Consider the following 12,158-nt stretch of genomic DNA (forward strand, 5'->3'; position numbering starts at 1 on the left):
CTTTTTTAAAACCAATTTGCAATTGGTTTATTACTTACAAAACATTTTAACAGAACACAAACAGCCAGTCATATGCCTTATTGGCAATGACTTGCTACAATCTCATTTTATTTTAAATAAAAAATTATGAAAAAAATCTTCATTTTCATGGGTTTATTCGCATGTCTATTTCATACAAGTTGCGAAACTAAAAAAGAAGAAAAGAAAGAACATGTTGCTTTTCTTGTTACAAATCCTATCAAAAAAGACACCACTATAATTAAGGACTATGTTAGTCAAATTCACTCCATAAGACATATAGAATTAAGAGCTTTAGAGAAAGGTTATCTCAAAAGTATATTTGTAGACGAAGGTCAACACGTTAAAAAGGGACAACCTATGTTCCAGATAATGCCAAATATTTATCAAGCTGAATTACAAAAGGCTAAAGCCGAATCTAATGCTGCACAAATTGAATTACAAAACACTAAACTATTAGCTGAAGGCAATGTCGTTTCTCAAAATGAATTAGCTATGGCAAATGCCAATTTAGATAAAGCAAATGCTGAAGTTGCTTTAGCACAAACTCATTTAGGTTTTACTAAAATAACCGCACCTTTTGATGGTATAATGGACCATTTAGAAGCAAGAGAAGGAAGTCTTTTGGACGAAGGAGAGTTACTAACCACGTTGTCTGACAATAGTAAAATGTGGGTATATTTTAACGTACCAGAAGCGGAATACCTAGATTATATAACAAGCACAGATAAAGACGTTAAAAAAGAAGTTGGCTTACTAATGGCTAACAACAAACAATTTAACCAAAAAGGCATTGTTGAAACTATAGAAGGAGAGTTTAATAGCGAAACCGGAAATATTGCTTTTAGAGCCACGTTTCCTAATCCTGATGGTATTTTAAGACATGGCGAAACTGGTAGTGTATTAATGTCTATCCCTTTTAAAGATGTTATAATTATACCACAAAAAGCCACTTTTGAAGTGTTAGATAAAACCTATGTTTTTGTAATAGATAAAAATAATGTAGTAAAACAAAAAGAAATTACAATTGGAGCAGAGCTACCACATCTATTTATAATAAGCAAAGGGCTTTCGCAAAACGACACGATTTTATTAGAAGGTATAAAAATGGTAAAAAACAATCAAAAAATAGAAACCAAGTTTTTAGAGCCAACCAAAGTAATGTCTGAGTTAGACTTATACGCTGAATAATTTTAGAATTTAATCTTCAAAAGACATGTTTAAACAATTTATAAAAAGACCCGTTTTGGCTATTGTCATTTCGGTTATCATCTTATTTATAGGTGGATTAGCTATCAAGCAACTCCCTATATCTCAATTCCCTCAAATAGCACCTACAACAGTAAATATTTTTATAGCCTATCCTGGTTCTAGTTCAGAGGTATTAGTAAACTCTACCTTAATTCCGCTAGAAACAGCTATAAATGGTGTGCAAGACATGCGTTATATAGCATCAGATGCAACAAGTGCTGGTGAAGCTACAGTACGTGTGATTTTTGAACCAGGAACAGATCCTAACGAAGCTGTTGTTAGGGTTAAAACACGTGTGGATCAGGTCATGCCATTATTACCAGAGTTAGTGCAACGTGAAGGTGTAATTATAACACCTGTACAACCTAGTATGTTAATGTACGTTAACCTATCTAGTACAGATAAGCACAACGACGAAAAGTTTTTATACAACTATGCATATACCAAGATAATCCCAGAAATACAGCGTATTAAAGGGATTGCAAGTGCACAAATTTTAGGAAGCAGAAAATACGCAATGCGTGTTTGGTTAAAACCAGATCGTATGCGTGCCTATAATATTTCTGCAGAAGAAGTTTTAGAAGCAATGGAAGAGCAAAGCATTTTAGCTAGACCTGGTCGTTTAGGTAGAAGTTCTGGTAAAACTGCACAATCTTTAGAATATGTACTAACCTATCAAAATAGATATAACGAACCTGATCAATATAAAAACATCATTGTTCGAGCAAATAAAGAAGGTGAAACCATTCAACTTAAAGATATTGCTGATGTGAATTTAGGTAGTGAGTTTTTTGACATTTATTCTAATTTAGATGGTAAACCATCCGCCTCAATAGTCCTAAAACAAACGTTTGGTAGTAATGGTAGTGATGTTATTAAAGAGGTAAAAGCCAAATTAGCAGAGCTAGAAGTAGATTTACCACCTGATGTAGATTTCCAAATTAGTTATGATGTGTCTAACTTTTTAGACGCGTCTATAGAGCAGGTTTTACATACCCTTAGAGATGCCTTTATTTTAGTAGCCATTGTTGTCTTTTTATTTTTAGGAGATTGGCGCTCTACACTTATACCAATCATTGCAGTACCTGTATCCTTAATTGGTGCCTTTTTTGTAATGCAATTATTTGGGTTGTCAATTAACTTAATTACTCTTTTTGCATTAGTATTAGCAATTGGTATTGTAGTAGACAATGCTATTGTTGTTGTGGAAGCAGTCCATGTTAAAATGGAAGAAGACCACCTCACACCCTACAAAGCATCTTATGAAGTATTAGGCGAAATTGGAGGAGCAATTGTAGCCATAACCTTAGTAATGGTTTCGGTTTTTATACCTATTTCATTTATGACAGGTCCTGTTGGTGTATTTTATCGTCAATTTTCGATTACTATGGCTGGTTCAATTGTAATTTCAGCAATTGTAGCATTAACATTAACACCAGTTTTATGTGCAATGCTACTAAAAAATAACCATGGTAAAACTAAAAAATCTATTGTAGATAAATTTATACTTTGGTTTAATAATGGTTTTGAAAAACTTACAGGAAAATACGTAGCAGTACTAAACAAAATAGTAGCGCGACGTATTATAACCTTTGGGATATTAGCAGCATTTTGTGCAGGAATATATTTTACTAATAAAGTATTACCTGCTGGTTTTATACCTAACGAGGATCAGGGAATGATTTATGCCATTATCCAAACGCCTCCTGGAGCAACTTTAGAACGTACAAATGAAGTTGCTAAAAAACTTCAAAAAATTTGTGAAGAAACCGAAGGTGTAGAATCTGTGTCATCACTTGCTGGTTATGAGATTATGACAGAAGGTCGAGGCTCTAATGCTGGTACGTGTTTAATTAATTTAAAACCTTGGTCAGATCGTCACCACTCTGTGCATGAGATAATGGAAGAACTTGAAGAAGAAACCAAAGATTTAGGAGCTGTTATCGAGTATTTTGAGCCTCCTGCAGTACCTGGTTTTGGATCTTCTGGTGGATTTGCAATGCGCTTACTAGACAAAACCAACTCTACAGATTATCAACATTTTGAAAAGATTAATAACGACTTTATAGCTGCATTGTCCAAACGTAAAGAGCTTACTGGATTATTTACTTTCTTTTCTGCAAACTACCCTCAATATGAGTTAAAAATAAACAATAAAATTGCTATGCAAAAAGGAGTAACTATTAGTAAAGCAATGGAAAATTTAAATATTTTAATTGGTAGTACTTACGAGCAAGGTTTTATTCGATTTGGTAGATTCTTTAAAGTATACACACAAGCAGCACCAGAATATAGAAGACTACCATCTGATCTAGAAAAGCTTTATGTTAAAAACGAAGAAGGAGATATGGTACCATATTCCGCTTTTATGTCTATTGAAAAAAAATTAGGACCAAATGAAATTACACGATATAACCTTTACAATTCTGCGTCAATAAGAGGTTTACCTGCTTCAGGATATACAAGTGGTGACGCCATAAACGCGATAAACGAAGTAGCTAAAAAAGAGCTACCCAATGGATATGACATCGCTTGGGAAGGCTTATCCTATGATGAAGCCAGTAGAGGTAATGAATCGACTTATATATTTATTATAGTTTTAGTATTTGTCTACTTTGTGTTAGCTGCACAATACGAAAGTTTTTTATTACCATTGGTGGTTATTTTATCACTTCCTGTGGGTGTTTTTGGATCATTTTTCCTATTAAAAGCAATGGGATTAGCTAATGATGTTTATGCACAAATTGGAGTAATCATGTTAGTAGGACTACTTGGTAAAAACGCAGTATTAATTGTGGAGTTTGCAGTACAAAAACAAAGACAAGGCGCTACAATTCTAGAAGCAGCAATTGAGGGTTCCAAAGCTAGATTTAGACCTATTTTAATGACGTCCTTTGCTTTTATTGCAGGATTAATTCCCTTAATAATAGCAACAGGTGCAGGAGCAATTGCTAATAAAACCATAGGAAGTTCATCATTAGGAGGTATGTTAATAGGGACTATTGGCGGAGTATTAATTATTCCAGGATTATATTACATTTTCGCCAAAATGGCTGAAGGAAAAAGTCTAATAAAAGATGAGTCGCTTGAGCCTTTATCTGAAGAATTTATTAGAAATAGTGAATCTGCTGGACAACAAACTAAAAAGAATACTGAGCAGATTCTTAAACTAAAAAATCTATTTAAAAAACTAAGCAAAAAAAATAAAGATGAATAATAAAACCATAAAACATCTTTTTGTTGTTAGCATCATGATTGTACTATTATTACAATCATGTGTGCCAACACAAATAGCGATAAGAGAAGAAAATAAAACCATTTCTGAGACTTACAGTAACAATAGTAATGATACACTAAACACAGCAGTTGTAAAGTGGAAAGACTTTTTTTCCGACCAAAATTTAACAAACTTGATAGACTTGGCATTAGCTAATAATCAAGAATTAAATATGATGCTACAGCAAATTAATATGGCTCAAAACGAAATAAAAGCTAAAAAAGGAGACTATTTACCTTATGTAGGTATTTACGCTGGTGCGGAAGTTGATAAAGTTGGTGAATTCACCAGAAATGGTGCTGTAGAGCAACACTTAGACATACGTGAACATGAAGAATTTCCGGAACCATTAACCAACTTTTCGGCAGGACTTTCTGCCTCTTGGGAATTGGATATTTGGAAAAAACTTAGAAATGGTAAAAAATCAGCAGTTTTAGAATATTTAGCAACTATCCAAGGTAAAAACTTTATGGTTACGCAATTAGTTTCAGAAATAGCAAGTGCCTATTATGAGCTTATTGCTTTGGATAACCAACTTACTATAGTTAAACAGAACTTAGACTTACAACAAAGTGCTTTAAAAATGGTAAAGCTTCAAAAAGAAGCTGCCAGAGCAACACAACTAGCTGTTAGACGCTTTGAGGCTGAGGTTTTTAAAAATAAAAGTAATAAATATCAAATTCAGCAAAAAATAGTAGAAACAGAAAATTTGATTAATTTTTTAGTTGGAAGATATCCACAAACAGTAATCAGAAATTCTAATGATTTTATAACTAAAGAAGTAGACGTTATGCACTCTGGTGTACCCTCACAATTATTAGCCAATCGACCAGATATTAGACAAGCTGAACTAGAGTTGTCTGCCTCAAAATTAAACGTAAATATAGCTAAGGCAAATTTCTATCCTTCCATTGGTATTAAAGCTGGTGTTGGATTAGAAGCTTTTAAACCTAAATTTTTAACTAGCACACCAGAATCTTTAGCATATTCTTTAATTGGAGATATAATCGCTCCATTAATTAACCGAAATGCAATTAAAGCAGAATATAAAACTGCCAGTAACAAGCAACTTCAGATTATTTATGAATACGAAAAAACGATTTTAAATGCGTTTATAGAAGTAGAAAATCAATTATCTAATGTAGAGAATTTAAACAAAAGTTACCTTTTAAAAACACAACAAGTGGAGGCACTTACGGAAGCTATAGATCTTTCTATTAGACTTTTTAAATCTGCAAGAGCAGAATATACAGAAGTACTCCTTACACAAAGAGAAGCATTAGATTCTAAAATTGAAATTATAGAAACTAAACGCGACCAATTATTAGCTAATGTCAAACTATATCAAGCTTTAGGTGGTGGGTGGAATTAAAAAACAATAATAAATTTCAAAACCGTTCCATTTGGAGCGGTTTTTTTATACTATTTTTGCACGACTATGCTAGCAGTAAAAAATCTTTCTTTTTCGTATAATAAAACACCTGTTTTAAAAGACATCTCTTTAATTGCTAATCAAGGTGAACACGTTGCTATTATTGGCGAAAGCGGTTCTGGAAAAAGCACTCTTTTAAATCTTATTTTTGGTGAATTTGACTTAAATGAAGGTCAAATTTTCTGGAAAGACCAAGAGATTTTAGGTCCTAAATATAATTTGGTTGTCGGTTATGAATTCATGAAATATGTCTCTCAAGAATTTGACTTAATGCCTTATATAACCGTTGAAGAAAACATTGGTAAACACCTTTCTAATTTTTTTCCAGAAGAAAAAAAAGAACGTACTGCAGAGTTACTAGAAGTTGTAGAACTTACTGAACTTGCTAAAACAAAAGTAAAAACGTTAAGCGGTGGTCAAAAACAGCGTGTAGCATTAGCACGTGCATTGGCAAAACAGCCAGAAATTATTTTATTAGACGAGCCTTTTAGTCATATTGATAACTTCCAAAAACAATCGCTTAGACGTAATGTGTTTAGATATTTAAAAGATAAAAACATTACATGTATTGTTGCAACCCACGACAGAGAAGATGTTTTAGGTTTTGCAGACAGAATGATTGTTTTGTACGACAACAAAATTGTTGTGAATGATAGTCCAGAAAATTTATTTAAAAATCCAGAAGCACCATTAATAGCTTCGTTTTTTGGAGAGTTTAATATTATTGGTGATGCTATAATATACGCACATCAATTAAAAATGGTAACCAATTCTGAGCTTAAAGCTACAGTAATACACACTTATTTTAAAGGACACTATTACTTAATTGAAGCCTTATTAGGTGATGACATTGTATTTTTTGAAAGTAAAACAAACTTAGAAAAAAATACTACTCAGTATTTAGAAATCACAAGATAGCATAACCACTAAAAGCACCATGATGTGTCAACGAAAAAGAGACATCTAACAAGTCACTGTTATGCTGTAGTTTAGGCACACCAATATTGTTTTTAATAATAGTTACTTCATCTAAATTCAACGTTTTTAAAAAGCGGTTTTTAAGGCATTTACTTTGTATAATATAATCTTGACTTTGATTCAAAAACCATTCACTTTTATAACTTTTACCAGACGCTATTAACGCAATAGAATAAATAAAATCTTCAGTAATTATAGACTCTATAAAATAACGATTGTCTTCAATAACTACCTCTCCTTTTAAATTAGAAAGTAAAGTACATTCCAAACGTTTTGGATTAAAAAACCGTATCCCAAACTGTTGTACATTTACTTTATACGCAGCTTCTTTCATGCTCCAAAGTAGCCAAACCATTTGGTCTTGATCTTTAGCAGACCAAATTAATTGCTGCTCTCTTGGCGTAAAAATTTTATCTAAAAAACGTGGACGTTTCCAACTACTATCTTTAGCAGCTTGTTTTAAATCGACAATATCATTACCTATCATTTTGCTGCTAATTTTTCGTTTACAATATCCATTGCTGCTTTTACAGACGTCATTTTTTCCATGTCGTCGTTTTCTATTCTAATATCAAATTCGTCTTCTACATCTAGAATAACATCTACTAAATTTGCTGAATTTATTTTAAGATCGTTTATAAAATCAGTCGCTTCAGATAAATTATTAAAAGCGTCTTCGTTTTGAATATAAGGTTGTACAATAGTTTTTAATTTCGCGATAAGTTCTTCTTTAGTCATAGTGTGATTTTTCTGTTTTCTATTTCAGCGTAAGCGTAAATATATTTTTAAATATCTCTTTTTTTTAGCACTTCGACAAGCTCAGTGTGACATTTATAATCACAATTAGCAATATCCAAGGTTATAATATTTATTACTCTTCGACAAGCTCACTTTGACATCTATATACACAATTGGCAATATCAAAATTAAAATGTTTATTACAATCACAAATATGAAAAACCAATGTCAGTCTGAGCTTGTCGAAGACCAATCACAGATTAAATACGATTATTATATTGAGAATAATTTTTCGAAAATTCAATTAAATCTTGCCAGTTTTCTTCTATCAAAGCTTGTTTCTTTCTTCGAGACCATCCTTTAATTTGTTTTTCAATCGCAATGGCTTCTTTAGGATTTTCGCATTGTAAATACCATAACAATTTAACAGGTAACCTCATTGCTGTGTACGAGTCTTTTTTGTGACCAGATTTATGTTGAGATACTCTTCTTTCTAAATCATTAGTCATACCTGTGTAGTACGTTTTATCAACACATAATAATATATAAACGTAATAAAATTTCATATTTAAGCTCATTTTATTAATGCTTCCTCTTCGACAAGCTCAGTGTGGCATCTATATACACAATTGGCAATATCGAAATTAAAATGTTTATTACAATCACAAATATGAAAAACCAATGTCAGTCTGAGCTTGTCGAAGATCCTATTTATATTTTTTAAAAATCACACAACCATTAACATCACCAAAACCAAAACTGGCTTTTGCTGCAATATTAAGGCTTGTATTAATAGTCTGTTTTACAATTTTTTCTTCAGAAATTAGTGCAGATATTTTAGGGTGCACGTCCTCGCAATTAATATTAGGAAACACAAATTGGTGTTTTAACTGCAATACAGTAGCGACACTTTCTATACTACCCGAAGCTGCCAAACAATGACCAACCATCGCTTTTAAAGAGTTTATATACGGAAAACCCGTTCCGCTTCTACCTAATGCTTTTGTCCAATTTTCGATTTCCAAACTGTCTTTTGAAGTCGCTGTTAAATGCCCATTTATAGTGTCAATATCTTCGGCTAAAATGCCCGAATCTTTAACCGCATCTTGTATGCAACGTTGCACAGCTTTAGCATTTGGAGCGGTCATTGTCCCTCCATCACGTTGTCCTCCAGAGTTTATATTTCCGCCTAAAATTTCAGCATAAATAGTCGCCTTTCTTTTTAAAGCACTTTCTAAAGACTCTAAAACTAAAGCACCTGCGCCTGCGCCTGGCACAAAACCACTTGCTGTTTCGCTCATTGGTCTAGAGCCTTCTTTTGGAGTTTCATTATGCTTATATGTCATCACTCGCATAGCGTCAAATCCTCCCCAAATATAAGGTCCGTGGTCACTACAACTACCAACCAACATGCGTTTTGCTTGTCCGTTTTTAATACGTTCATAACCCATTAAAATAGCTTCTGTACCTGTGGTACATGCAGATGAGTTTGTCGTTACTTGGTTACCTAAACCCAAAATTCCACCTAAAAAAGCACTAATTCCACTAGCCATAGTCTGTACCACAACTGTACTTCCTAATCGCTTTACCTGCTTGTCATCCAACTTATAAATAGCCTCTCTAAACTTGTCTACTCCTGAGGTTCCTGTTCCAAAAACAGTACCGGAATCAAAGTCTAAATCACTATCAGGATCAACTTCAAACCCAGCATCTTTCCAAGCGTCCATTCCTGCAATACAACCATATAAAATACCAGAACTATTAAAGCCTCTTAATTGTAAAGGTGTTAAGTATTCTAACTTTTTTTCTTCGGAAATATTAGGAATTCCACCAATACAACACGAAAAATTTAAATCTGCTAATTGCTGATGAAAAGTAATTCCGGATACACCATTTTTTATAGCCTTAGTAAATGCGTCGACACCTACTCCATTTGGTGCAACGACTCCTAAACCTGTTATTACGACTCTGTTTTTCATACTTTATTAATTAAAATACACCTCGACAAACTCAGTTTGATCTATCGTTTACAATTGGTATTATTCTGCTTTCAGCATTCCTGAAATCTGTCCTCGACAAACCAATTCATTTTTCTGATTAAACATTTTTACTTTACATTTCAATTTATTGAAACGAAAGACTTCTTTTTCTGAAACTACAGTCACTGTTTCGCCTGGAAAAACAGGTAAAAAAAAATCTACTTGACTTGACGTTAAAGCTATTTGAGGTTTATTATCTTCTGAAATTTCATCCTTCAACATATAAATACCCAAACATACTACACCTATTTGCGCCATACATTCCGTTAAGATCACGCCTGGCGTAATTGGATTGTCTTTAAAATGTCCTTTGTAGAAATACTCGTCTTTTTTAAAAGTATAACTTCCCGTTACTCCTTCATTGGAAATCGTGTTTAATTCATCCACAAATAGAAATGGCTCTTTATATGGTAATAGTAATATGATTTTTTCTTTTGTCATTTTTAACTAATATGTTCGCCTCCATCTACAGGAATGACACAACCATTGATCCAGCTAGCTTCATCTTTAGATAACAAATACACTGCATTTGCAACATCTTCCGGTAATGTTAATCTGTTAAATGGATTACGAAGTAAACTGTGTTCTTTAATTTTATCACTTCCAGGAATCATACGTAAAGACGCTGTATCTGTTACTCCTGCTTGAATGCAATTGGCTCTGATACCATAAGGCGCAAACTCTAAAGCAATATTTCTAGTAATGGCTTCTAATGTTACTTTTGCTGCAGAAACTGCTGCGTAATTTTTCCATGCTTTTGTATTGCCTTCACTTGTAAAACTTATGATTCTTGAATCGTCAGCGAACAATTTGGCTTCAAAAACAGTTTTAGTCCAATCAAACAAACTAATAGCCATAGCGTTTATTGTTAAATTGAAATCGTCAGTTTTAAGTGTTGCTTTATGGTCATCCAACATTGGTTTTAAATTCCCTTTAGCCACGCTGTGTACTAATGTTCTTATTTTTCCTTCTGAGCCTAAAATTACTTCTAATTCAGAAATAATTTGCGTTCTTTTTTCTTGCTTAAAAGCATCAACATTAAACGATTTAAACTGTACTCCTTCTGCTTTTATTGTATCAAAATTGCTGTTAATTTCGGCTTCCTGAATTCTTGAATTTCTGTGAATAATACAAATATTCATACCATGTTTAGCTAGCTTTTTTGCTGTAGCTAAACCCAATCCGCTTGAACCTCCTAAAATGAGTGCCCAATAGTTTTTATGCTGAAAATCTTTTGTCATAACTAATAAATCTTGTTTTAAAAGACACTTCGACTGCGCTTAGTGTGATATTTTATATTATAATCTGTTGATAACATTAAGAGGCTTCGACAAGCTCAGCATCACATAGCAATTACCATTTGCCTTTATAATTACCATTCTAATAATATACGTTGTGCTGAAAAACCAGGTCCAAAACTCAACATTAATCCTCTATCGCCTTTTGGTAATGGTCTATCCATAAAGCGTTCTAAAACATACAAAACAGTTGCGCTGCTCATGTTTCCGTAAAGTCGCAAGACTTCTTTTGTATCGTCTATATTCTTCCCTAAGGATCCAAATAAATCTTCTACCGTTTGCACTATTTTTTTCCCTCCTGGATGAAAAATAAGATGATCAATATCTTCAATTGTAATGTTATTGCGTTCTAAAAACGGATGGACAATCATAGGAAAATGTTCTGAAATAGTTTCAGGAACAGCCTTATCTAAAATCATTTGTAACCCTGTGTTTACCAATTTAAAACCCATCATGGTTGTGGCATCATAAAAATGATACATGGCTTCATCTACTATTTTTGGTCCTACTTCATCTTTATAAGACGATAAAATAACACTTGCTGCACCATCACCAAAAATAGCAGCACTTACTATGTTAACCATTGAAAAATCATCTAGCTGAAAAGTTGCTGTTGGCGACTCAACCGCAATGACAACTGCACGTTTATTAGGGTTTGCTTTCAGGAAATTCTTGGCGTAAATAATACCTGAAACACCTGCTGCACATCCCATTTCAGTAACAGGTAACCTAACAATATCCTGCTTCATCTTTAGATTATTTATCAAATAAGCATCTACAGAAGGAATCATAATACCTGTGCAACTTACTGTAATTATATAATCAATATCGGTTGGTTTTAGCGCTGCTTTATCTAATGCTTTTACCAAAGATTGCTCTGCTAATTTTACTACCTCACGAGCGTAAATATCATTTTTTTCTTGAAAAGATGTATTTGTAAAAACTTCTTCTGCATCCATTATAGAGTAGCGCTTGTCCACTCCTGCGCCTTCAAAAAGTTTGATTACTTTACGCTGAAAACGGTCGTCTTGACCAGTCATCCAAAGTTTTAAAAAAGGAATAATATCCTTAGTTTCTCTAGTGTACTTTGGAAGTTGTTTGGCTACTGCTGTTATTTTTACGCTCAT

At 33.1% G+C, this 12,158-nt stretch carries 11 protein-coding genes; 4 read left to right on the forward strand and 7 right to left on the reverse strand.

Annotated features, from left to right (window positions below; translation table 11 throughout):
- The first annotated feature begins 126 nt into the window (after positions 1-126).
- From V6251_RS13515 to V6251_RS13530, 4 genes are all read left to right on the forward strand, one after another.
- A complete protein-coding gene (locus V6251_RS13515; RefSeq protein WP_028282610.1) occupies positions 127-1,209 on the forward strand; it encodes an efflux RND transporter periplasmic adaptor subunit in 1,083 nt (360 codons plus the stop codon).
- Positions 1,210-1,234: 25 nt separating this feature from the next.
- Positions 1,235-4,486 carry an efflux RND transporter permease subunit gene (locus V6251_RS13520; protein ID WP_341588685.1) on the forward strand — a complete coding sequence of 1,084 codons (3,252 nt, stop codon included), beginning with the start codon at positions 1,235-1,237 and terminating at the stop codon, positions 4,484-4,486.
- Positions 4,479-5,918 (forward strand): TolC family protein, encoded by a 1,440-nt coding sequence (locus V6251_RS13525; RefSeq protein WP_341588686.1) that lies wholly within the window; start codon positions 4,479-4,481, stop codon positions 5,916-5,918. The genes V6251_RS13520 and V6251_RS13525 overlap by 8 nt, the downstream gene beginning before the upstream one ends.
- A 66-nt stretch (positions 5,919-5,984) precedes the next feature.
- On the forward strand, positions 5,985-6,896 hold the full coding sequence (locus tag V6251_RS13530) for an ABC transporter ATP-binding protein (protein ID WP_341588687.1): 912 nt from the start codon (positions 5,985-5,987) through the stop codon (positions 6,894-6,896).
- Here V6251_RS13530 and V6251_RS13535 read toward each other — a convergent pair.
- The 7 genes from V6251_RS13535 to V6251_RS13565 all read right to left on the reverse strand — a co-directional run bounded on the left by V6251_RS13535 (position 6,886) and on the right by V6251_RS13565 (position 12,158).
- Positions 6,886-7,443 carry a 4'-phosphopantetheinyl transferase family protein gene (locus V6251_RS13535; RefSeq protein WP_341588689.1) on the reverse strand — a complete coding sequence of 186 codons (558 nt, stop codon included), beginning with the start codon at positions 7,441-7,443 and terminating at the stop codon, positions 6,886-6,888. The two genes, V6251_RS13530 and V6251_RS13535, sit on opposite strands and share 11 nt — an antisense overlap.
- Entirely contained in the window at positions 7,440-7,694 is a 255-nt protein-coding gene (locus V6251_RS13540; RefSeq protein WP_218700878.1) for an acyl carrier protein, read from the reverse strand. The genes V6251_RS13535 and V6251_RS13540 overlap by 4 nt, the downstream gene beginning before the upstream one ends.
- 260 nt (positions 7,695-7,954) lie before the next feature.
- A complete protein-coding gene (locus V6251_RS13545) occupies positions 7,955-8,260 on the reverse strand; it encodes a GIY-YIG nuclease family protein (protein ID WP_341588693.1) in 306 nt (101 codons plus the stop codon).
- Between the two features lie 141 nt (positions 8,261-8,401).
- Positions 8,402-9,673, reverse strand: coding sequence for a beta-ketoacyl-[acyl-carrier-protein] synthase family protein (locus V6251_RS13550; protein WP_341588695.1), 1,272 nt, complete (start codon positions 9,671-9,673; stop codon positions 8,402-8,404).
- Positions 9,674-9,733: 60 nt separating this feature from the next.
- Positions 9,734-10,174: a 3-hydroxyacyl-ACP dehydratase FabZ family protein gene (locus V6251_RS13555; RefSeq protein ID WP_341588697.1), complete on the reverse strand. Its 441-nt coding sequence runs from the start codon at positions 10,172-10,174 to the stop codon at positions 9,734-9,736.
- 2 nt (positions 10,175-10,176) lie between these two features.
- Entirely contained in the window at positions 10,177-10,974 is a 798-nt protein-coding gene (locus tag V6251_RS13560) for an SDR family oxidoreductase (RefSeq protein WP_341588698.1), read from the reverse strand.
- A 131-nt stretch (positions 10,975-11,105) separates the two neighbouring features.
- On the reverse strand, positions 11,106-12,158 hold the full coding sequence (locus V6251_RS13565) for a type III polyketide synthase (RefSeq protein ID WP_341588700.1): 1,053 nt from the start codon (positions 12,156-12,158) through the stop codon (positions 11,106-11,108).

Source organism: Olleya sp. Ti.3.14 (assembly GCF_038154885.1).
Classification (GTDB): domain Bacteria; phylum Bacteroidota; class Bacteroidia; order Flavobacteriales; family Flavobacteriaceae; genus Olleya.